Source organism: Pseudomonas sp. GM79, from assembly GCF_000282495.1.
Classification (GTDB): Bacteria; Pseudomonadota; Gammaproteobacteria; order Pseudomonadales; family Pseudomonadaceae; genus Aquipseudomonas.
On sequence record NZ_AKJE01000087.1, the window covers coordinates 104,997 to 127,690 of the forward strand.

The 22,694-nt window shown below is 59.7% G+C and carries 21 protein-coding genes; 6 read left to right on the forward strand and 15 right to left on the reverse strand.

Annotated elements, in window-relative coordinates; translation table 11 throughout:
- Positions 1-60: 60 nt before the first annotated feature.
- From emhA to PMI36_RS06425, 4 genes are all read left to right on the forward strand, one after another.
- Positions 61-1,218 (forward strand): efflux RND transporter periplasmic adaptor subunit EmhA, encoded by a 1,158-nt coding sequence (gene emhA, locus PMI36_RS06440; RefSeq protein WP_008074553.1) that lies wholly within the window; start codon positions 61-63, stop codon positions 1,216-1,218.
- 3 nt (positions 1,219-1,221) lie between these two features.
- Positions 1,222-4,386, forward strand: coding sequence for an efflux RND transporter permease subunit EmhB (gene emhB, locus PMI36_RS06435; protein ID WP_008074554.1), 3,165 nt, complete (start codon positions 1,222-1,224; stop codon positions 4,384-4,386).
- Positions 4,386-5,846 carry an efflux RND transporter outer membrane subunit EmhC gene (gene emhC / locus PMI36_RS06430; protein ID WP_008074555.1) on the forward strand — a complete coding sequence of 487 codons (1,461 nt, stop codon included), beginning with the start codon at positions 4,386-4,388 and terminating at the stop codon, positions 5,844-5,846. Before emhB ends, emhC begins: the two co-directional genes overlap by 1 nt.
- A 380-nt stretch (positions 5,847-6,226) precedes the next feature.
- Positions 6,227-7,483, forward strand: coding sequence for an OprD family porin (locus PMI36_RS06425; RefSeq protein ID WP_008074556.1), 1,257 nt, complete (start codon positions 6,227-6,229; stop codon positions 7,481-7,483).
- Between the two features lie 118 nt (positions 7,484-7,601).
- On the opposite strand, the gene pcaC is transcribed toward PMI36_RS06425, so the two are convergent.
- From pcaC to pcaR, 11 genes are all read right to left on the reverse strand, one after another.
- Positions 7,602-7,994, reverse strand: a complete 393-nt coding sequence (pcaC, locus tag PMI36_RS06420) for a 4-carboxymuconolactone decarboxylase (protein WP_008005892.1) — start codon at positions 7,992-7,994, stop codon at positions 7,602-7,604.
- 10 nt (positions 7,995-8,004) lie between these two features.
- A complete protein-coding gene (gene pcaD, locus PMI36_RS06415) occupies positions 8,005-8,811 on the reverse strand; it encodes a 3-oxoadipate enol-lactonase (RefSeq protein ID WP_008074557.1) in 807 nt (268 codons plus the stop codon).
- A gap of 11 nt (positions 8,812-8,822) precedes the next feature.
- A complete protein-coding gene (locus PMI36_RS06410; RefSeq protein WP_008074558.1) occupies positions 8,823-10,187 on the reverse strand; it encodes a 3-carboxy-cis,cis-muconate cycloisomerase in 1,365 nt (454 codons plus the stop codon).
- A 47-nt stretch (positions 10,188-10,234) separates the two neighbouring features.
- On the reverse strand, positions 10,235-11,530 hold the full coding sequence (locus PMI36_RS06405; RefSeq protein ID WP_008074560.1) for an MFS family transporter: 1,296 nt from the start codon (positions 11,528-11,530) through the stop codon (positions 10,235-10,237).
- A 187-nt stretch (positions 11,531-11,717) separates the two neighbouring features.
- Positions 11,718-12,284 (reverse strand): protocatechuate 3,4-dioxygenase subunit alpha, encoded by a 567-nt coding sequence (gene pcaG / locus PMI36_RS06400; RefSeq protein WP_008074562.1) that lies wholly within the window; start codon positions 12,282-12,284, stop codon positions 11,718-11,720.
- A 1-nt stretch (position 12,285) separates the two neighbouring features.
- A complete protein-coding gene (gene pcaH / locus PMI36_RS06395; protein WP_008074564.1) occupies positions 12,286-12,990 on the reverse strand; it encodes a protocatechuate 3,4-dioxygenase subunit beta in 705 nt (234 codons plus the stop codon).
- Between the two features lie 51 nt (positions 12,991-13,041).
- Positions 13,042-14,247: a 3-oxoadipyl-CoA thiolase gene (gene pcaF, locus PMI36_RS06390; RefSeq protein ID WP_177319502.1), complete on the reverse strand. Its 1,206-nt coding sequence runs from the start codon at positions 14,245-14,247 to the stop codon at positions 13,042-13,044.
- A complete protein-coding gene (locus tag PMI36_RS06385; protein ID WP_008074566.1) occupies positions 14,244-15,023 on the reverse strand; it encodes a CoA-transferase subunit beta in 780 nt (259 codons plus the stop codon). Before PMI36_RS06385 ends, pcaF begins: the two co-directional genes overlap by 4 nt.
- The gene (locus tag PMI36_RS06380) at positions 15,023-15,880 is read right to left on the reverse strand and encodes a CoA transferase subunit A (protein ID WP_007903838.1); all 858 of its coding nucleotides are present in this window, start codon (positions 15,878-15,880) and stop codon (positions 15,023-15,025) included. The genes PMI36_RS06385 and PMI36_RS06380 overlap by 1 nt, the downstream gene beginning before the upstream one ends.
- A gap of 272 nt (positions 15,881-16,152) precedes the next feature.
- A complete protein-coding gene (locus tag PMI36_RS06375; protein ID WP_008074567.1) occupies positions 16,153-17,499 on the reverse strand; it encodes an MFS transporter in 1,347 nt (448 codons plus the stop codon).
- 286 nt (positions 17,500-17,785) lie between these two features.
- The gene (gene pcaR, locus PMI36_RS06370; protein ID WP_008074568.1) at positions 17,786-18,628 is read right to left on the reverse strand and encodes a pca regulon transcriptional regulator PcaR; all 843 of its coding nucleotides are present in this window, start codon (positions 18,626-18,628) and stop codon (positions 17,786-17,788) included.
- Positions 18,629-19,294: 666 nt separating this feature from the next.
- On the opposite strand from pcaR, the gene PMI36_RS06365 reads away from it, so the two are divergent.
- Together PMI36_RS06365 and PMI36_RS06360 are read left to right on the forward strand one after the other, a co-directional pair.
- Entirely contained in the window at positions 19,295-19,495 is a 201-nt protein-coding gene (locus PMI36_RS06365; protein WP_007903846.1) for a hypothetical protein, read from the forward strand.
- A 377-nt stretch (positions 19,496-19,872) separates the two neighbouring features.
- Positions 19,873-21,348 carry an inorganic phosphate transporter gene (locus PMI36_RS06360; protein ID WP_007903847.1) on the forward strand — a complete coding sequence of 492 codons (1,476 nt, stop codon included), beginning with the start codon at positions 19,873-19,875 and terminating at the stop codon, positions 21,346-21,348.
- Between the two features lie 272 nt (positions 21,349-21,620).
- Here PMI36_RS06360 and ccoM read toward each other — a convergent pair whose 3' ends face one another.
- The 4 genes from ccoM to PMI36_RS31765 all read right to left on the reverse strand — a co-directional run bounded on the left by ccoM (position 21,621) and on the right by PMI36_RS31765 (position 22,650).
- Positions 21,621-21,737, reverse strand: coding sequence for a cytochrome c oxidase subunit CcoM (ccoM, locus tag PMI36_RS32335; protein ID WP_007906619.1), 117 nt, complete (start codon positions 21,735-21,737; stop codon positions 21,621-21,623).
- A gap of 144 nt (positions 21,738-21,881) precedes the next feature.
- On the reverse strand, positions 21,882-22,043 hold the full coding sequence (locus PMI36_RS31760; protein WP_008074569.1) for a hypothetical protein: 162 nt from the start codon (positions 22,041-22,043) through the stop codon (positions 21,882-21,884).
- A gap of 104 nt (positions 22,044-22,147) precedes the next feature.
- Positions 22,148-22,489, reverse strand: coding sequence for a hypothetical protein (locus PMI36_RS06350; protein ID WP_008074570.1), 342 nt, complete (start codon positions 22,487-22,489; stop codon positions 22,148-22,150).
- A 5-nt stretch (positions 22,490-22,494) separates the two neighbouring features.
- The gene (locus PMI36_RS31765; protein ID WP_008074571.1) at positions 22,495-22,650 is read right to left on the reverse strand and encodes a hypothetical protein; all 156 of its coding nucleotides are present in this window, start codon (positions 22,648-22,650) and stop codon (positions 22,495-22,497) included.
- Positions 22,651-22,694: the final 44 nt, after the last annotated feature.

A 22,694-nucleotide genomic window follows, 5' to 3' on the forward strand; every position in this document is an offset into this window, starting at 1 on the left:
AAAATTTTTTAACCTTCCACATTTCTTGTGCGCAATTGCGCGCCTGACCCGAGGATCTTCATGCAATTCAAGCCAGCTGTTACCGCTCTGGTTACTGCCGTCGCCCTGGCATCGCTGCTCAGCGGATGTAAAAAGGAAGAGGCGGCACCTGCCGCACCAACCCCTCAGGTCGGCGTCGTAACCCTGCAACCTCAAGCCTTCACCCTGACGTCCGAACTTCCGGGGCGCACCAGTGCGTTCCGCATCGCCGAAGTTCGCCCACAGGTCAACGGCATCATTCTCAAGCGACTGTTCAAGGAAGGCGGCGACGTCAAGGCCGGTCAGCAGCTTTATCAGATCGACCCATCGGTCTATGACGCGACCCTGAAAAGCGCCGAAGCCAACCTGCGTTCGACCAAGTCGATCTCCGACCGCTACAAGCAACTGGTCGATGAACAGGCTGTCAGCCGTCAGGAATACGACACCGCGCAGGCCAACCGCCTGCAATCGGAAGCGTCCCTGCAAAGCGCCCAGATCAACGTGCGCTACACCAAGGTTTACGCACCGATCTCCGGTCGCATCGGCCGTTCGTCGGTGACTGAAGGCGCGCTGGTCAGCAATGGCCAAACCGACGCCATGGCCGTCATTCAGCAACTGGACCCGATCTACGTCGACGTCACCCAGTCTTCGGTGGAGCTGCTTGAGCTGCGTCGTGAACTGGAAAGCGGTCGTCTGCAAAAGGCCGGCGATAATGCCGCCGCGGTCAAGCTGACGCTCGAAGACGGCAGCCAGTACAAGCTGGACGGCAAGCTCGAGTTCTCCGAAGTTTCGGTTGACCAGACCACCGGCTCCGTAACTCTGCGTGCCGTGTTCCCGAACCCTGATCACACCCTGCTGCCGGGCATGTTCGTTCACGCTCAGTTGCAGGCTGGTGTGGACAGCGCGGCGATTCTGGCCCCGCAACAAGGCGTGACCCGCGACCTCAAAGGCTCTCCGACCGCGCTGGTCGTCGGTCCGGACAACAAGGTCGAACTGCGTCAGCTCAAGGCCAGCCGCACTGTCGGTAACCAATGGCTGATTGAAGACGGGCTGAAGGCCGGCGATCGCGTGATCACCGAAGGGCTGCAATTCGTCAGACCTGGCGTTGAAGTGAAAGCCACTGAAGCCACTAACGTTGGCGCAAAGAGCCCGGCCACCGCACAGGCAGCTAATACTGCTGCCGGCGGCAAAGGGGAGTAAACCATGTCGAAATTTTTTATCGACCGTCCGATTTTCGCCTGGGTAATTGCCCTGGTGATTATGCTGGTCGGGGCTCTATCGATTCTCAAACTGCCGATCAACCAATACCCGAGCATTGCGCCTCCAGCTATTGCGATCTCGGTGACCTACCCGGGCGCGTCTGCACAAACCGTGCAGGACACCGTGGTGCAAGTGATCGAGCAACAGCTCAACGGTATCGATAACCTGCGTTATGTCTCCTCGGAAAGTAACTCCGACGGCAACATGACCATTACCGCGACCTTCGAGCAGGGCACTAACTCCGATACCGCGCAGGTTCAGGTCCAGAACAAGCTGAACCTGGCCACCCCGCTGCTGCCGCAAGAAGTGCAGCAACAGGGCATCCGCGTGACCAAGTCGGTGAAAAACTTCCTGATGGTCATCGGCGTGGTGTCGCGCGACGGCAGCATGACCAAGGACGACCTGTCCAACTACATCGTGTCGAACATGCAGGACCCGATTTCGCGCACCGCCGGTGTCGGTGACTTCCAGGTCTTCGGTGCCCAGTACGCGATGCGGATCTGGCTGGACCCGGCCAAGTTGAACAACTACAACCTGACCCCGGTGGACGTGAAAACCGCCATCGCGGCGCAGAACGTCCAGGTCTCGTCCGGTCAACTCGGCGGCCTGCCTGCCCTGCCCGGCCAGCAGCTGAACGCGACGATCATCGGCAAGACCCGTCTGCAGACCGCCGAGCAGTTCAAGGCGATTCTGTTGAAGGTCAACAAGGACGGCTCGCAAGTGCGTGTCGGCGACGTTGCGGAAGTCGGTCTGGGTGGCGAAAACTACTCGATCAGCGCCCAGTTCAACGGCGCCCCGGCCTCCGGCCTGGCGGTGAAACTGGCCAACGGCGCCAACGCCCTCGACACCGCAAAAGCCCTGCGCAATACCATCGACACCCTCAAGCCTTTCTTCCCGGAAGGGATGGAAGTGGTGTTCCCGTACGACACCACCCCGGTGGTGACCGAGTCGATCAAGGGCGTGGTTGAAACCCTGGTCGAAGCGATCGTGCTGGTGTTCCTGGTGATGTTCCTGTTCCTGCAAAACTTCCGCGCCACCGTCATCACCACGATGACCGTGCCAGTGGTATTGCTGGGTACGTTCGGGATCCTCGCGGCGTTCGGCTTCAGCATCAACACCCTGACCATGTTCGGCATGGTATTGGCCATCGGCTTGCTGGTGGACGATGCCATCGTCGTGGTGGAAAACGTTGAACGGGTCATGAGCGAAGAAGGCCTGTCACCCAAGGAGGCCACGAAGAAATCCATGGGGCAGATCCAGGGTGCCCTGGTCGGTATCGCCCTGGTGCTGTCGGCGGTACTGCTGCCGATGGCGTTCTTCAGTGGTTCCACCGGTGTGATCTACAAGCAGTTCTCGATCACCATCGTTTCGGCCATGGCCTTGTCGGTATTGGTGGCATTGATCTTCACTCCAGCGCTCTGCGCGACCATGCTCAAGGCGATTCCGAAAGGCGAGCACGGTACGCCGAAACGCGGCTTCTTCGGCTGGTTCAACCGCAGCTTCGACCGTGGCGTCAAAAGCTACGAGCGCGGCGTGGGCAATATACTTACGCACAAGGCTCCCTACCTGCTGGCGTACCTGATCATTGTGGTCGGCATGATCTGGCTGTTCACCCGTATTCCAACGGCGTTCCTGCCCGAAGAAGACCAGGGCGTACTGTTTGCGCAAGTGCAAACCCCGGCCGGTTCCAGCTCCCAGCGCACGCAAGTGGTCGTGGACGAAATGCGCGAATTCCTGCTGCGTCCGAGCTCGGAGGGCGGTGAAGGCGATGCGGTAGCCTCGGTCTTTACCGTGACCGGCTTCAACTTCGCCGGTCGTGGTCAGAGTTCGGGTATGGCGTTCATCATGCTCAAACCGTGGGAAGAACGTAACGCCGACAACAGCGTGTTCAAACTCGCGGCCCGTGCCCAACAGCACTTCTTTACGTTCCGCGACGCCATGGTGTTTGCCTTCGCACCACCGGCGGTACTGGAACTGGGTAACGCCACCGGTTTCGACGTGTTCCTCCAGGACCGCGCCGGTATCGGTCACGAGAAACTGATGGAAGCCCGTAACCAGTTCCTCGGCATGGCGGCGCAAAGCAAGGTCCTGTCGCAAGTCCGTCCTAACGGCCTGAACGACGAGCCGCAATACCAGCTGGAAATCGACGATGAGAAGGCCAGCGCCCTGGGCGTGACCCTCACCGACATCAACAACACCCTGTCGATTGCCCTGGGCAGTAGCTATGTGAACGACTTCATCGACCGCGGTCGAGTGAAGAAGGTTTACATACAAGGCCTGCCTGGCGCTCGCATGAGCCCCGAAGACCTGAAGAAGTGGTACGTGCGCAACAGCGCCGGCACCATGGTTCCGTTCTCGTCGTTTGCCAAGGGTGAGTGGATCTACGGTTCGCCGAAACTGGCCCGTTACAACGGCGTGGAAGCGATGGAAATCCTCGGTGCCCCGGCGCCAGGCCATTCCACTGGTGAAGCGATGGCCGAAGTCGAAGCCCTGGCCAAGAAACTGCCGGCCGGTGTCGGTATTTCCTGGACTGGCCTGTCGTACGAGGAACGTCTGTCCGGCTCGCAAGCGCCCGCGTTGTATGCCTTGTCGCTGCTGATGGTGTTCCTGTGTCTGGCGGCGCTGTATGAAAGCTGGTCGATCCCGATCGCGGTGATGCTGGTGGTACCGCTGGGGATTATCGGTGCGCTGATGGCAACCAGCATGCGTGGCCTGTCCAACGACGTGTACTTCCAGGTGGGGCTGTTAACCACGATCGGCCTGGCGGCGAAAAACGCCATTCTGATCGTCGAGTTCGCCAAGGAACTGCATGAGCAAGGACGTAGCTTGCGCGATGCCGCGATCGAAGCCTGCCGGATGCGTCTGCGACCGATCATCATGACCTCGCTCGCGTTCGTGCTCGGTGTGGTTCCGCTGGCCATTTCCACGGGCGCAGGTTCGGGTAGCCAGCATGCGATCGGTACCGGGGTGATTGGCGGTATGATCACAGCCACTGTGCTGGCGATCTTCTGGGTCCCCTTGTTCTTTGTCACCGTGTCGTCCATGGGCCAGCGCAAAGTCGCCGACCAAGATGATGACGCCATTGAACCATCTAAAGAGGCTGGCTAATGAGCAAGTCGCTACTCTCCATCGCAGTCGCCGCCTTCGTGCTGAGCGGCTGCTCGCTGATACCCGATTATCAGCAGCCTGAAGCACCGGTGGCGGGCCAATACCCGCAAGGCCCGGCGTATTCGCCGGCCCAGGCGCCCAACCAGGCCGCCGCTGAACAAGGCTGGAAGCAGTTTTTCCACGACCCGGCGCTGCAACAGCTGATTCAGACCGCGCTGGAGAACAACCGTGACCTGCGCGTCGCGGCGCTGAACATCGACGCTTATGCGGCTCAATACCGCATTCAGCGTGCCGATCTGTTCCCGGCGGTTTCGGCCACCGGCAGCGGCAGCCGTCAGCGAGTCCCGGCACGGGCCTCGCAAACCGGTGAAGCAGCCATCTCCAGTTCTTACTCGGCCACCGTCGGCATCAGCGCTTATGAACTTGACCTGTTCGGTCGGGTTCGCAGCCTGAGCGAAGAAGCCCTGCAGAAATACTTCGCCACTGAAGAAGCACGCCGCAGCACGCAGATCAGCCTGGTGGCCAGTGTGGCCAATGCCTATCTGACCTGGCAGGCTGATAAAGAGCTGCTGAAACTGACCCAGGAAACCCTCGGCGCCTTCGAGGAGAGCTACAAGCTCACCTCGCGCAGCAACGAAGTGGGTGTCGCCTCGGCGCTGGATCTGGCCCAGTCGCGTACCTCGGTGGAAAACGCCCGTGTGCAACTGGCCAAATACACCCGTCAGGTCGCCCAGGATGAAAACAGCCTGGTGCTGCTGCTCGGCACCGGTATCCCGGCCAATCTGCAAGCGGCCAAGCCACTGTCGGACGACGTGCTGAGCGAAGTTCCGGCCGGCCTGCCGTCGGACTTGCTGCAACGTCGTCCGGACATCCTTCAGGCCGAGTACAACCTCAAGGCTGCCAACGCCAACATCGGCGCGGCACGGGCTGCGTTCTTCCCGAGCATCAGCCTGACCGCCAATGCCGGCTCCCTGAGCCCGGATCTGTCCGGTCTGTTCAAGGGCGGTTCGGGCACCTGGTTGTTCCAGCCACAGATCAACTTGCCGATCTTCAACGCCGGCAGCCTGCGCGCCAGCCTGGATTACTCCAAGATCCAGAAAGACATCGGCGTGGCGAACTACGAGAAGTCCATTCAAACGGCCTTCCAGGAAGTCGCCGATGGCCTGGCTGCACGCCAGACCTACACCGAGCAGTTGCAGGCTCAGCGTGATTTCGTCAGCGCCAACCAGGACTACTACCGTCTGGCCGAGCGTCGCTACCGCATCGGTGTCGACAGCAACCTGACCTTCCTCGACGCCCAGCGCCAGTTGTTCAGCGCCCAACAAGCGCTGATCACCGACCGTCTGGCGCAGCTGACCAGCGCGGTCAATCTGTACAAGGCATTGGGTGGTGGCTGGAATGAACAGACGGCGAAGAACGAGCCGTTGAAAGAAGAAGCGCCGAAGATGAAGTTGTTCTGATAGCGCGGTAAAAACAAAAAGCCCACCGATTGGTGGGCTTTTTGTTGGCGGCGCGAAAGCCAGATCAAAAGATCGCAGCCTTCGGCAGCTCCTACGCAGGTGCGCGATTTCATGTAGTACCGCTGAAGACTGCGATCTTTTGATCTTTTGCCGTTCGATAATCGCCCAAAACCCGCCCTCGCCGATTGAACCGTTTAGTCCCTTTCCCTCACCATCTGTCGCACAAAACCAATAACAACAGGTTCGACATCATGTCCCCGCGCCCTGCCCTGTCCGGCTGACTTCGCCCCCGCTTTTCTGAATTCGAAATCTTATGTCTGCAACCCAAACGTTGCGGCACCACCCTGTTTCACCTCCAAGAATTAGAGAGACCCGAGCCCATGACGCCTTCCACGCAGTATTTCTTTCCCAGCCTGATCGCCATCGCACTGGCCGGTGCGGCCCTGCCCGCCATGGCCGAGGAAGCCGGTTTTGTCGAAGGCGCCAAGGTCAACCTGAACCTGCGCAATTTCTACATCAACCGTAACTTCACCAACCCGACCAAAAGCCAGGGCAAGGCTGAAGAGTGGACGCAAAGTTTCATCCTCGACGCCAAGTCCGGGTTCACCCAGGGCACCGTCGGGTTTGGCATGGACGTGCTGGGCTTGTACTCGGTCAAGCTCGACGGCGGCAAAGGCACCGGCGGTACGCAGTTGTTGCCGCTGGATCAAGATGGTCGTCCGGCAGACAATTTCGGTCGAACCAACGTGGCGTTCAAGGCCAAGCTGTCCCAGACCGAAGTGAAGGTCGGCGAGTGGATGCCGGTGCTGCCGATCCTGCGTTCGGACGACGGTCGCTCGCTGCCGCAAACCTTCCGTGGCGGCCAGATCACCTCGAAGGAAATCGACGGCCTGACGCTCTACGGCGGCCAGTTCCGCGCCAACAGCCCGCGCGATGACAGCAGCATGAATGACATGTCGATGACCGGCAAAGCGGCGTTCACCTCAGACCGCTTCAACTTTCAGGGCGGTGAATATGCCTTCAACGGCAAGCGCACCCAGATCGGCCTGTGGAACGCTGAACTCAAGGACATCTACAACCAGCAATACGTCAACCTGATCCACACCCAACCACTGGGCGACTGGACGCTGGGCGCCAATCTGGGGTTCTTCTACGGCAAGGATGACGGCAGCGCCCGGGCCGGCGAGCTGGACAACAAAACCTGGTCGGGCCTGTTCTCGGCCAAATATGGCGGCAACACCTTCTATGTCGGCCTGCAAAAACTCACCGGTGACAGTGCCTGGATGCGGGTCAACGGCACCAGCGGCGGCACCTTGGCCAACGACAGCTACAACGCCAGCTATGACAATGCGAAGGAAAGATCCTGGCAATTGCGCCACGACTACAACTTCGCCGCCCTTGGCGTGCCAGGCCTGACCCTGATGAACCGCTACATCAGCGGCGACAACGTACACACTGCAACCACCAGCGACGGCAAGGAATGGGGCCGTGAAAGCGAACTGGGCTACACCGTGCAGAGCGGTACGCTCAAAGACCTCAACGTCAAATGGCGCAACTCGACCATCCGCCGCGACTTCAGCAACAATGAGTTCGACGAGAACCGGTTGATCGTCAGCTATCCGATCAGCCTGCTGTAAACACAGACCAAATGTGGGAGCGGGCTTGCTCGCGAAAGCGGTGCATCAGCTTGCATCAATGCTGAATGTTAAACCGCTTTCGCGAGCAAGCCCGCTCCCACAGGTGGGTGGTGGACAGTTACTCCCGCGATTCAACCCCCAACTCATCCCACACCGATTCAGCCAGGTGGAACGTCGCGTTGGCCGCCGGGATGCCGCAGTAGATCGCACTCTGCATGATCACTTCCTTGATCTCGCCGCGGGTCACGCCGTTGTTGGCGGCGGCGCGCAGGTGCAGTTTGAGTTCTTCGTTGCGGTTCATGCCGATCAGCATCGCGATGGTGATCAGGCTACGGGTGTGGCGCGGCAGGCCCGGGCGGGTCCAGATGTCGCCCCAGGCGTGGCGGGTGATCATCTCCTGGAACTCCGAGTTGAACTCGGTCAGCGCATTCAGGCTGCGGTCGACATGGGCGTCGCCCAGTACTGCGCGGCGAACGTTCAGGCCCTCGTCGTAACGTTGTTTCTCGTCCACAACAATCCCCTCAATGAGCTGACAAAAACGCCAGTACTCGGTCGCTGAATGCAGCGCCGGCCTGGACGTTGGACAGGTGCGCGGCGTAGAACTCGGCGTACTCGGCACCTTGCACATGTTCCTGAATGAAATGCCCGCCGGACGGTGGCGTAACAGCATCTTCAGTGCCGGCGATCACCAGCAGCGGCACCTTGATCGACGACAACTGATCGCGGAAATCGGCATCACGTACCGCCGCGCAATTGGCCGCGTAACCTTCAGGCGAAGTCGCCGCGAGCATGTCGGTAATCCGCTTGACCGCTGCCGGATTGGCCTCGGCAAAATCCGCAGTGAACCAGCGCGCAATCGACGCATCACGCAGGGCAACCATCGCCGCCGAGCCGTCACGCAGCACGGTTTCGATCCGTGGATTCCACACCGATGGGTCGCCGATTTTCGCCGCGGTGTTGCACACGATCAGTTTGTTCAAACGCTGACCGGCATTGATCCCCAGCCATTGACCGATCAACCCGCCCATGGACAGCCCACAGAAATGCACGCGTTCGATGTGCAGCGCATCCAGCAGCGCCAGCACGTCGCGGCCCAGTTGCTCGATGCTGTACGGCCCCGGCGTCACCAACGATTGGCCGTGACCACGGGTATCGAAACGCAGCACGCGAAAATGCTCGGTGAATGCAGGGATTTGCGCGTCCCACATGTGCAGGTCGGTGCCCAGTGAGTTGGACAGCACCAGCACCGGCGCATCCGCCGGTCCATCGAGTTGCGGCCCTTGAATTTGGTAATGCAGTTCGCCCTCGGCGAGTTGTACGAATGCCACGGCAGTCTCCTTCAAGCTATCAACGCAAAATGTTCAGCCACCGCTCGCTCGACCCAGGTATGGGCCTGACCGAGGTAATGGGCGGGGTCCAGCAGACGATCGAGTTCAGCGTCCGACAGCTCGGCAGTCACCTGCGGCTCGTCACCGAGCACCGCGCGCAGATGACGTTGCTCGGCCACTGCGCGCTTGCAGCACTGCTCCAACAGATGGTGCGCAGTGTCGCGACCGACCCGTTGTGCCAGCACGATGCTCACGGCTTCGGCCAGCACCAGGCCCTGGGTCAAGTCGAGGTTGCGTGTCATGCGGTCGGCATCCACTTCCAGTCCGTCGGCCACCAACAGCGCTTGCTGCAAGCTGCCTGACACCAAACAGCAAATCTCTGGCAGGGTTTCCCATTCGGCATGCCACAAGCCCAGGCTGCGTTCGTGCTCCTGCGGCATCGCGCTGAACAAGGTCGAGAGCAAGCCCGGCACCCGCGTCGCCGCACCGATCAGCACCGCTGCGCCCACCGGGTTGCGTTTGTGCGGCATGGTCGAAGAACCGCCCTTGCCCGGCGCCGACGGTTCAAACACTTCGCCGGCCTCGGTCTGCATCAACAGGCTGATGTCGCGACCGAGTTTGCCGAGGCTGCCGGCGATCAGTCCGAGCACCGCGCCAAACTCCACCAGACGATCGCGTTGGGTGTGCCAGGGTTGTTCCGGCAAGGTCAGTTGCAGTTCTGCGGCCAAGGCTTCGGCAATCGGCATCGCCTGCTCGCCAAGGGCCGCGAGGGTGCCGGAGGCACCACCGAATTGCAGCACCAACAGGCGCGGTTTGAGTTCCAGCAGACGCTGACGGCTACGCGTCACCGCCCCCAGCCAACCGGCGATTTTCATGCCGAGGGTGACCGGTGTCGCATGCTGCAGCCAAGTGCGTCCGGCCATTGGCGTGGCGACGTAACGCCGGGCCTGGGTCGCGAGGGTTTCCCCCAGTTGCGCCAGATCAGCTTCGATCAATTCCAGCGCGCGGCGCAGTTGCAACACCAGGCCGGTGTCCATTACATCCTGGCTGGTCGCGCCCAAATGCACGTAACGCTCGGCTTCGGCATCGTTCTTGGCGATCTGCTTGCCCAACGCCTTGACCAGTGGAATCGCCGAATTCCCCGCCGTGGCAATGGCCTCACCCAGCGCGGCGAAGTCGTAATGCTCGGCCCGACATGCCGCTTCGATAGACGCGACAGCCGTCTGCGGAATCAGCCCAACCCGCGCCTCGGCCCGGGCCAGTGCTGCTTCGAAATCAAGCATGGCCTGAACCCGGCCCTGATCGCAGAACACCTCACGCATGTCGCGTGCCGTGAAGTAGGCATCGAACAATTGATTGCCCGGTCGCTGGTTCATAAACAGTCCTTGCAGGCGTGGGGCCGGTCAGGGCCCCCGCGTAAAGATCAAAGGTCGTTTTGCAAATACTTCGCCTGTTTCGGCAGACGCAGGCTGAACAGAAACGCGACCGCCATCATCACCGTCACGTACCAGTAGAACGAGTTTTCCATGCCGCCGGCTTTAAGGCTCAGCGCCACATACTCCGCCGAACCGCCGAAGATTGCATTGGCCACCGCATACGCCAGGCCGACGCCTAAGGCGCGTACCTCTGGCGGGAACATTTCGGCTTTCACCAGACCGCTGATCGAGGTGTAGAAACTCACGATTGCCAGCGCCAGGGTAATCAGGACAAAGGCCAGGAACGGACTGCTGACACTTTTCAGGCTCAACAGGATCGGTACGGTGCACAACGTCCCGAGGGCGCCGAACCACAGCATCGAATTGCGCCGGCCGATCTTGTCGGCGAGCATGCCGAAGAACGGTTGCATGCACATATAAAGGAACAGCGCGCCGGTCATGATGTAGCTCGCGGTCTTGGCGTGCATGCCGGCGGTATTCACCAGGTACTTCTGCATGTACGTGGTGAAGGTGTAGAAAATCAGCGAACCGCCGGCGGTGTAACCCAGCACGGTGATGAACGCAGCCTTGTGATCGCGGAACAGTGCACGGATGCTGCCGGCGTCCTTGTTTTCGCGCATTTCCTTGCTGGTGGTTTCCTTGAGCGCACGACGCAGGAACAACGAAATCAATGCCGCAGCCGCACCGACCACGAACGGAATTCGCCAGCCATAGGCACGCAATTCATCCTCGCTGAGGAACTGCTGCAGGACCACTACCAGCGACACCGCCAGCAACTGCCCGCCAATCAGCGTCACATACTGGAATGAGGCAAAGAAACCGCGCTGGCCCTTGAGGGCGACTTCGCTCATGTAGGTCGCGGTGGTGCCGTACTCACCGCCCACCGACAAACCCTGCAGCAAGCGCGCGAACAACAGCATGATCGGCGCCCAGACCCCGATGCTGTTGTAGGTCGGCAGGCAGGCGATGAGCAACGAACCGAAGCACATCATCAGAATCGAGATCAACATCGAATTCTTGCGCCCGTGTTTGTCCGCCACCCGACCGAAGATCCAACCGCCGATAGGCCGCATCAGAAACCCGGCGGCGAATACGCCCGCCGTGTTTACCAGCTGTACCGTGGGGTTGTCGGACGGGAAAAACGCCGGGGCGAAATAGATTGCGCAGAAGGCGTAGACGTAAAAGTCGAACCATTCAACCAGGTTGCCGGACGAGGCGCCGACAATCGCAAAGATCCTTTTGTTGCGTTCTTCACTGGTGTAGAGAGCTGTGAGGGTTGTCATCGTTCTTCACTTTTTTGGGGACCGTGAGAGTCTAGACACACTTTGCAACAATCCCGTTCCACAATTGGCAATGCTATCCCTGTGGGAGCGGGCTTGCTCGCGAAGACGGCGGCACAGCCAACATTGATGTCGCCTGACACACCGCCTTCGCGAGCAAGCCCGCTCCCACAGGTTTTGCGGCGCTCAATCAATAATCAAAAAACACCGTCTCGGCATCCGTACCCTGCAGAACCACATTCCACTGATAAACACCCGCAGCATCCCGCTTCGCCAGCAAGGTGCTGCGGCGCTCTGCTGGCACACACTCCAGCAACGGGTCCGCCACGTTGGCCGGTTCACCATCGAAATAGATCCGCGTCAGCAAGTGCTTCACCAACCCGCGAGCAAACACCAATACCACCAAATGTGGCGCCTGGGTCGTTCCCTTCAAGCCTTCCACGGTGCCCGGTTTGATTGTGGTAAAGCGGAAGCGCCCTTCTGCATCCACCGGCACCCGGCCAAACCCTTCGAAATTCGGGTCCAGGGGTTTGTCCTGATCGTCTTCGGGATGGTCGTACTTGCCGGCGGCGTTGGCCTGCCAGACTTCGAGCATCGCGTCGTTGACGAAGTCGCCATTACCATCGACGACTTGCCCGGTGATTGCCACGCGCTCGCCGAGGGTTTGTGCAACGGTCAGGTCTTCACGGTTCAGCCAGGTCAGGCCGATGTGGTAATACGGCCCGACGGTGTGGGACGTGGTCGCGTTCAGCGTCATCTTATTTCTCCATCGGCGTGGCTTCGCGGCCGCGCAAGACGATGTCCCAACGATAACCGAGGGCGTAGGAAGGGATGGTTTTTTCCAGGTCGAAACGGGCGATCAGGCGCTCTTTGGCGCTGGTATCGGGCACGCAGTTGTAGATCGGATCGTAGGCCAGCAACGGGTCGCCCGGGAAATACATCTGGGTCACCAGACGCGTGAGAATACTCGGCCCGAACAGTGAGAAATGGATGTGCGCCGGACGCCATGCGTTGTGATGGTTGCCCCACGGATAGGCGCCAGGCTTGATGGTCTGGAACTGATACCAACCATAGGCGTCGGTCACGGTGCGGCCGGTGCCGGTGAAATTCGGGTCCAGCGGTGCGTCGTGCAGGTCGCGCGCATGGTTGTAGCGACCGGCGGCGTTAGCCTGCCAGATCTCCACCAGAATGCCTGGCACCGGCAGACCGTTTTCATCCAGCACGCGGCCGTGAATTATAATGCGCTCGCCGAGCGGTTCGCCCTCGTGCTGCGCGGTCAGGTCGTTGTCCTGCTCCTGGATGCGCTCGGCGCCGATGGTCGGCCCGGTGATTTCCGACAGCGAATGAGGCAAAAACACCAACGGCTTGGACGGCGAGCGAAGGTTGGTGGATTGATAAGGAGGGTGCAGGTATTCCGGCTGAGTGCCCGCCTGCGGGCGACGGTAACCAGGCTTGTCAGTCATTACGCTTTCCTCAGTTCTTATTAGTCGACGCTTTATTCACAGCCAAGCGTGTCAGACCCGTTCGATCGCCAACGCCAGACCCTGGCCGACACCGACGCACATGGTCGCCAGACCTTTCTTGCCACCGGTTTTTTCCAGCTGATGCAGCGCGGTCAGTACCAGTCGCGCACCGCTCATGCCCAGCGGATGGCCCAAGGCAATGGCGCCACCGTTCGGGTTGACCTGGGCCGAGTCGTCAGCCAGCCCCAACTCACGCAGCACGGCCAAGCCTTGGCTGGCGAACGCTTCGTTGAGTTCGATCACGTCGAAATCGCTAACCGCCAGGCCCAGGCGCTCGGTCAATTTACGCACCGCCGGCACCGGGCCAATGCCCATCACTCGCGGCGCAACACCGGCGCTGGACATGCCGAGTACTTTGGCGCGGGCGGTCAGGCCGTGCTTTTTAACGGCTTCGGCCGAGGCCAGAATCAACGCCGCCGCACCGTCGTTCACACCGGAGGCATTGCCGGCGGTGACGGTTTTGTCCGGGCCATTGACCGGTTTGAGTTTGGCCAGGGTTTCCAAAGTCGTGTCAGCACGTGGATGCTCATCCTGCGCGACGACGCTTTCACCCTTCTTGTGGGCGATGCGCACTTCGACGATTTCTTCAGCGAAAAATCCTGCAGCTTGCGCGGTGGCCGTGCGTTGCTGACTGCGCAGGGCGAACGCATCCTGATCGGCGCGGGAAATCCGGTAATCGTCGGCCACGTTATCAGCGGTCTGCGGCATCGCATCCACGCCGTATTGGGCTTTCATCAACGGGTTGATGAAACGCCAGCCGATGGTGGTGTCTTCCAGTTTCATGTTTCGCGAGAACGCCGCATCGGCCTTGCCCATCACGAACGGTGCGCGAGACATCGACTCGACGCCGCCGGCAATCGCCAGCTCCATCTCGCCGCTGGCGATGGCCCGAAACGCCGTACCGATCGCATCCATCCCCGAAGCGCACAGGCGATTGAGGGTGACCCCGGGAATGGTTTCCGGCAGGCCCGCCAACAACAACGCCATGCGTGCCACGTTACGGTTGTCTTCGCCGGCCTGGTTGGCGCAACCGAGGAACACCTCGTCCACCGCGTTCCAGTCCACCGACGGGTTGCGCACCATCAGCGCCTTGATCGGCACGGCGGCCAGATCATCGGCGCGAACCGTCGACAGGCCGCCGCCGAAACGGCCGATGGGGGTGCGAATGGCGTCGCAGATATAAACGTCACGCATCAGGCTTCTCCCGGTGCTTGGCCGTGGGCCGCAGCGGTGCGGGCTTCCAGATCGCGCAGCGCCGTCAACTCGAGCTCGGTGGGCTCGGCGGTGTTGTCCACCTGATCGGCAAAACGAATCGCCCAGCCGGTGGCGGCAATCACTTGCTCGCGGGTCACGCCTGGGTGCAGCGCGGTGACCACGAATTCATGAGTATCCGCTTCGGGTTCCATGATGCACAGGTCGGTAATGATGCCGACAGGACCGGCACCCGGCAGGCCGAGACGCTTGCGTGAATCACCGCCCTCGCCATGGCCGACCGAGGTGATGAAGTCGAGTTTGTCGACAAAGGAGCGCGCCGACTGCTTGAGGATAATCAGTACGCTTTTGGCGGAACCGGCGATCTCCGGCGCGCCACCGGCACCTGGCAGGCGAACTTTCGGCGCGTGGTAGTCGCCAACGACGGTGGTGTTGATGTTGCCGAAACGGTCGACTTGCGCGGCGCCGAGGAAACCGACGTCGATGCGCCCGCCCTGCAACCAGTAGCGAAAAATCTCACCGGTCGGGACGACAGTGTCGGCGGTTTCCGCCAATTCACCGTCACCGATCGACAATGGCAGTACGCTCGGCTTGGCACCGATCGGACCCGATTCGTAGATCAGGACTACGTCTGGCGAGGAAGTCAGACGTGCCAGGTTGGCGGCTTTCGACGGCAGGCCGATGCCGACGAAGCACACGGAACCGTTTTTCAGACGGCGGGCGGCGGCGACGGTCATCATTTCATTGGTGGTGTAAGTCATTACTTGGCCTCCGAAGCAGCGGCCAGCTTGGCCTGGAACTCACTGAAGTCAGCGCAACCATGGATGTACTCGTTGATCCACGCGGTGAAGGTTTCACGGTCGCGGGCAATCGGGTCCCAGGCTTGGTAGAAGCGGTTGTCGCGTTCGGTGTAACCGTGGGCATAGGACGGATGCGCGCCCCCCGGTACATGGCAGACCGCGCTCAAGGCCCAGGTCGGCAGCACGCAAGCGTTCATCGGTGCGTTGAGGTCGTCGACGATTTCTTCAACAGTGACGATGCAGCGCTTGGCGGCCAGCGCCGCTTCTTTCTGCACGCCAAGAATGCCCCAGAGCAGCACGTTGCCTTTGCGGTCGGCTTTCTGCGCGTGAATCACGGTGATGTCCGGTCGCACCGACGGCACCGCCGCCAGCACTTCGCCGGTGAACGGGCACGTGACGGTTTTGATCAGCGGGTTGACCTTCGGCAGGTCGGAGCCGGCGTAGGCACGCAGCACCGCGAACGGTAAGCCCGAAGCGCCCGCGACGTAGGCATTGGCCAGGTCGGCGTGACTGTGCTCTTCGATTTCCAGCGCATGCGGCCACTGCCTTTCGACCGCGTCACGCAGACGGTGCAGCGAGCCCACACCTGGGTTACCGCCCCAGGAGAAAATCAGCTTGCGAGCACAACCGGCACCGATCAATTGGTCGTAGATCAAGTCGGGCGTCATCCGCACCAGGGTCAGATCTTTCTTGCCCTGGCGGATGATTTCGTGACCCGCCGCCGTAGGAATCAGGTGAGTAAAGCCTTCGAGCGCGACGGTATCGCCGTCGTTGACGAACTGCTTTACCGCGTCATGCAGCGAAAGGATTTCAGCCATGGGGCAGGCTCCCGTTTTGTTATGAACCGACAGTGGTAGAAAAAGGCGCGAGGTTCAGCGCCGGAATGACTGAAGGTTAAGCCCCTGAAAAACGCTAAACAATCCGATAATCGACTGAGTGTTCGTTTATCGAACAGATTGTTGTCTCGCTACCGATCCTCAAAAGCTTCGCGGGCAAGCCTCGCTCCCACAGGTTGATGCGCAATCCTTGTAGGAGCGAGGCTTGCCCGCGAAGAGGCCATCAGACTCGCTGAAGAATCTGAAACTTGCCCTCAGGTCGCATCCGCATGGCTGACCATGCCCTTGATCACCACCGCCGTGGTCGCCAACGCGGCCGGAATCACCAGCGCCGTCAGCACCTGTTCGAAGTTCCAGCCCAGGCCCAGCAACGTTGCGCCCATCCATGCACCGAGGATCGCGCCGAAGCGGCCAATCCCGAGCATCCACGACACACCGGTCGCCCGCCCTTGAGTCGGGTAAAACCGCGCCGCCAGCGACGGCATCGCCGATTGCGCGCCGTTGACACACATCCCGGCCACCAGCACCAGGGTCGCCAGCAATGTGATGCTGCCCAGGCTCTGTCCTACCGCGTAGGCAAATACCCCGGCGAATAAGTAGAAAATGCCGATGACCTTGTGCGGATTGAACCGGTCCATCGCCCAGCCCACACCTACTGCGCTCAACACCCCACCGAACTGGAACAGCGCACCAATGAACGCCGCCTGCTCCATGCTCGCGCCGCTGTCACGCATCAGAGTCGGCAACCAACTGGTCAGCAGGTAAACGATCACCAGGCCCATGAAGTACGTCAGCCACAGCAACAACGTGCCGGTGCTGTAAGTGCCGGAGAAGATCACCGCAAACACATTGCGCGCCTTCACGGTTTTCTGTTCCGGCACGCTGAAGCTCGAAGCCTGAGCCACCATCGCCGGGTCGATCGGCGCCAGGGTCTTGCGCACTTTGTCCGTGCCACGATTGCGCACCACCAGGTAACGCGCCGATTCCGGCAACCAGAACAGCAAGACGACAGCGAGGATCAGCGGCAGAACCCCGCCGATCATCAACAGACTGTGCCAGCCGAAGGCCGGAATCAGTTTGGCCGAGATGAACCCGCCACCGGCCATGCCGAGGTTGAAGCCGCAGAACATGCTGGTCACCAGCAGGGACTTTTTGCGCTCCGGGGTGTATTCGGACAGCAGCGTGGTGGCGTTCGGCATGCCGGCGCCCAGGCCCAGGCCGGTGAGGAATCGCAGTACCAGCAGTTGGTCAACATTGGTGCTATAGGCCGACGCCAGGCTGAAAGCGCCGAACACCAACACCGCGCCCACCAGTACGACTTTTCGCCCGAAGCGGTCAGCCAATGGGCCGGAACCCAAAGCGCCGAAGACCATCCCGATCAACGCCGCACTCATCACCGGGCCGAGACTGGCGCGATCGATGCCCCAGTCCTGGGACAGTGCCGGCGCGATAAAACCCATGGCCGCAGTATCGAGGCCATCGAGGAAAACAATCAGGAAACATAGAATCACCACCCGCCATTGGTAACGCGAAATGGGTTGAGTGTTGATGAAGGACTGCACGTCGAGGCAGTTTCCTACAGCAGACTGAGGCTGGTTCATTATTTTTATTCCACGCAAAAACGCAGTCGAACAGGTGCCAGCCGGGGCTGACGCTATGACAAGAAAGGAGGTCGGGATCAGGCAATCCGGTTTCGGCAGCTAAACCGATGGGAACAGCGACAGTCGGGAAACGTGCGCATGACGATGCCTCTTCTCATTATTATTGGGGCGTGATCCGGCGACTGACTGAAGACCCGTAGTGCCGGATGACGCTGCCGCGACATTAATGATCCGAGGGAAAGAGCGTCAATTCGATAAACGCGACTCTGTGCGTTTATCGAACAGCTTAGGCAAAGAGCTGCGCGCTCAGGTCGCGACTGGCACTTAGCAGGCCGGGCAAGAAACGTTGTTCCAGCTCGTTGCGACTGACCCGGCCGGCGTGGGTGCTGACGTTTAAGGCCGCCACCACTTGGCCGGACGCGTCGTACACCGGCACGGCAATCGAGCGCAGGCCCTGCTCCAGTTCCTGATCAACGATGCACCAGCCTTGCTGCCGTACCTCTTGCAGGCATTCGAGCAACGCCTCGGGGGTATGCAACGTGCGACTGGTCTTGGCTTGCAGCTCTGCATGGTCGAGGTATTCGCGCAGTGACGTGTCGTCCAGCGCGGCGAGAAGAATCCTGCCCATGGACGTGCAATAGGCCGGCAATCGCCCGCCCACCGAAAGGTCGACGGAAATCAGCCGCTGGGTGGTCGCCGAGCGTGCAATGTACAAAATGTCATCGCCTTCCAGCGTGGCCATGTTGCAGGCCTCATGCAGTTGCTCGCTCATGCGGTCCAGATACGGTTGGGCAGAAACCGCCAATGGCGTCGACGACAAATAGGCATGGCCCAGGGTCAGTACTTTGGGCAACAGCGAATAGGTGCGTCCGTCGGTAGTGGCGTAGCCGAGCTTGATCAGGGTATGTAGGCAACGTCGCACAGCGGCGCGGGGAATTTCCGTGCGATGGCTGATCTGCGCAATGGTCAGGTGCCGCTTGCGCTCCTGGAACGCTTGCACCACCGCCAAGCCACGGGCCAGGGAGGTCATGAAATCCGGGTCACCGGTCAGCGCCTGGATTCGCTTGGCGGGCGAGGCAACGATCGGCGGTGCCACTGAAGCGAAGGAATTGCGCATTTGATCGTTCATATCGGTTGTTTCCCACACGGATCAGCGACTATTACAAGCGGCTCCCGGTCTGATACACAAGCCACCGGCCACCAAGATTGGGCGATTATCGAACCATGGGCCGATAATCGCAATCAGTGGTTGCTTATAGTGAGCCCTATTGCTTTCATCCCCCTGCAATATGTTTGTTATTTTCGGTCACGTTTTAAAGAAGCTCCGGTTTACTAATTCATTCGGCTTAATGGCGCCAGAAAGTCACCGCTGTAACTGGCATCACGGCACCGTAGTTACCGGCAAAAGTTTGCGAGTAACAAAACAATCACACACGAGGAACTACTTTTAACTCTCAAGAGATAGTGTTCTTCGGATCGACCGCTATAATGCATCTCAGTGGCGACCGGTTTTTTACGTGCCGATTTCGCCAACCGGCAGCGCAATATCCATTGCCGCTGTCCGCAGCAAGCGCCTGACGCTCATTTCATATGCTCCGCCAACGCGCTCGCTGAAACAGGAGACTGATGCTACGTCAGCTGTTTTTCTCTGGTGCCGTGGCCGCCTGCAACAAGGACGAATTGATTGCTCCGAGGGAACGATGCCTTGCCAGGCATTGTCTCTTCAACGAGCGTGGTCAATAAATCGATGCAGCGCGTTTCACCAGAATTAATCTCAACTCAATCAGGTAGCACTGTGACGAAAGACGAACTGCGCGCGGAACTTGAGCGCCAGGAACAACGTTACAAGGAAGTTTACGGCGGGGAAGTCACCACCTACGCCGCTCAGCCCGAACCCGAACGCAAACCCTGGCGTAAACGCGCCACCGTTCAGGACCAGGCCTTCTCCCAGGAATTGCAGAAGATGGAAAAGGAACTCAAAGCCGAAGAGCCATGACTGCCTCGGTTTGAATTCTTTCAAGAGCCTGCATCTACACCTGCTAAAAGCGGGTTGTATCGATGATGCTTTTCGCGCCCGCTACAAGCGGGCGACGGTCCCCTCATCCACTGGATGAGGTAAATGGCTCCTGTCCGACCCTCTTCTCAGATATTTCATACACGCGTTCAAGCCTCTCGCCCTGCCGGGAGAAACCCTTGTGGCTACAGCCTTTGCAAGTGAATTCAATGACTTGTAAAACCCTGAAAAAACCTGGGGCCAGGGGGATTGCCACAAATTAATTCGTTGAAGAATGTAACCGATGAGCAGCTAGTGCATCGATTACCCATCTTTTCTGGCATAATCGCGCCCCCTTACGACCGGGTCAGAAAACCTTCATGATCGATTTATTCAGCGGACTGGATGCTTGGGTGCTTGTGAGCCTCTTGCTCGCCCTGGCCTTTGTCCTCGCCTTCGAGTTCATCAACGGCTTTCATGACACCGCAAACGCGGTGGCCACTGTTATCTACACCAAAGCCATGCCGCCTCATCTGGCGGTGTTCTTTTCCGGTGTGTTCAACTTCCTCGGCGTGCTGCTGGGCGGTGTGGGCGTGGCGTATGCCATCGTCCATTTGCTGCCGGTAGAACTGCTGATCAATGTGAACACCGGTCACGGACTGGCCATGGTGTTCTCGTTGCTCGCCGCGGCCATCACCTGGAACCTGGGCACCTGGTACTTCGGTATCCCTGCCTCCAGCTCTCATACGTTGATCGGTTCGATCCTCGGTGTCGGCCTGGCCAACGCCCTGATCAACGATATTCCGTTGGCCGATGGCGTGAACTGGCAGAAGGCGATCGATATCGGTGCGTCCCTGGTGTTCTCGCCGATGGCTGGTTTCCTGATCGCAGCCCTGGTGCTGATCGGCCTTAAATGGTGGCGTCCGCTGTCCAAGATGCACAAGACACCGGAACAGCGCCGCAAGATCGACGACAAGAAACACCCGCCGTTCTGGAACCGTCTGGTGCTGGTGATTTCGGCGATGGCAGTCAGCTTCGTGCACGGCTCGAACGATGGCCAGAAAGGTATCGGCCTGATCATGCTGGTGCTGATCGGTATCGTGCCGGCGCAGTTCGTTCTCGACCTGAACAGCACCACCTACCAGATCGAACGTACTCGCGATGCGACCCTGCACCTGAGCCAGTTCTACGAGCGCAACCGCGAATCCCTGGGTGAGTTCCTGGCACTGGGCAAAAGCGTGAAAGGCGATCTGCCGGAGAAATTCCGTTGCAACCCGCAACAGACCGAACCGACTATTTCAGCGCTGCTGGGCACCCTTAAAGGTGTAGCCGACTACCATTCGTTGCCGTCGGAAAGCCGCATCGAAGTACGTCGCTACCTGCTCTGCCTGGACGACACCGCGAAGAAAGTCGCCAAGCTGCCAGGCCTCGCTGCCCGTGAAAAGGCTGACCTGGACAAACTGCGCAAGGACCTGACCACCACCACCGAATATGCCCCGTTCTGGGTGATTCTGGCGGTCGCACTGGCCCTCGGCCTGGGTACCATGGTCGGCTGGAAACGCGTGGTCCTGACCATCGGCGAGAAAATCGGCAAGCAAGGCATGACCTATGCCCAAGGCATGTCGGCGCAGATCACCACAGCGTGCATGATCGGCGCGGCGAACATCTTCAGCCTGCCGGTTTCCACCACCCACGTCCTGTCTTCAGGCGTGGCCGGTACGATGGTCGCGAACAAAAGCGGCCTGCAAGGCGGCACCGTCAGAACCATCCTGCTGGCCTGGGTTCTGACCCTTCCCGCCACCGTGGCCCTGTCGGCCGGCCTGTTCTGGCTGGCATCGAAGGCACTGGGTAGCTGATACATAGCGGCACAAAAAAGGCGCGTTCCGTGAGGTTCGCGCCTTTTTTATTGCTGCAATCTTCCCAAAAAACACCACAAATCAAATGTGGGAGCGGGCTTGCTCGCGAAAGCGGTGTGTCATTCAACATTGATGTTGGCTGACCTGACGCCTTCGCGAGCAAGCCCGCTCCCACAGTAGTTCTATGTACATCCGACAGCTTTTTGCAGGCAAAAAAAAGGGCGACCGAAGTCGCCCAAAATGCCTTGCGTGCTCATTACTCCAGAAAGACCCTACGGTTTTTTCCGCTTATGCGAATCCTTCCAGATAAAAAATCCAAACCCTGCAAAAAACAGAACCATGAGGCCGACTGTCAGCACTCCGGCGATCACCACGTTGTCGAAAAACATGACTGGCCTCCTGCACTTGCCCTGTTGCGATGGGGCTAAGTTAACCAATCGGGCAGGAGAGAAAATTGACCGGGATCAATGCCGCCCGAGACGGGCGTAAAAGGAAGGGAAATAACTGACCTGCATCAACCGATGCAGGGTGTTTCAACGCTTTTTCGGTTTGTTCTTCGGCTTTTTCTTCGCTTTGCCCAACGGCATCGCCTGCTCGAACGCCTGGCGTACTTCGTTCAGGCGCTTTTCATTAAGGTCATGAACCCGCTTGGCGCGTTCGGCGTTGAGGTCGATCAGCTTGTCATCTTGGCTCATGGCGTTCAGTGCATCGCTTGGAAATGAATTCAACTGCCGGTAAAGGCGACAGGATTACGCCAATAATGCGGTCTGGCGCGGGCGCTGACCAGTGATCCGACACTTCATATTTCGATATCGACCCACAACCCCTGACGTGGCTGATCCTCCATCAACGGCACCACCGGTACGGTGTTGTCGGCATTGAGCTCATTACCGGGAATCGCCAGGTGCTCTTCAGGATCCTCATCGGCCTCACGACGACGGCGCTCGCGCTCCTGTTGCCGACGCTGTTCCTCGCGCAGTTGCAGGCCCGCCTCTTCCGGATCGCGTTTTTGCAGGTCGATGGTGCTTTCGTTGGAGCTTTCCTGCACCGGCACCACGGGCGCAATATCCGGGCGCTGGCGAACCGGATCCTGCTGTGAAGTGATTGGTACGGCGCTCAAGGGGAGCATCGGTGGCAACATATTAATTAGTCTCCTGTCAGCAGGCTGTCGGCTGCGGGGGTGACGACTTGAGCCATCGGTCGCAAACTTGTGTCCCCCTTGGCACCGTAGGAGCTGGCGCAGCCTGCGATCTTTTGATCTTCATCTCCCGAAAAGTTCGCATCCTCCATCAGCGCGCGCATGTAATCCTTTGGTCCTGAAGGCTCATTCCGTTAAGATAGCCCGC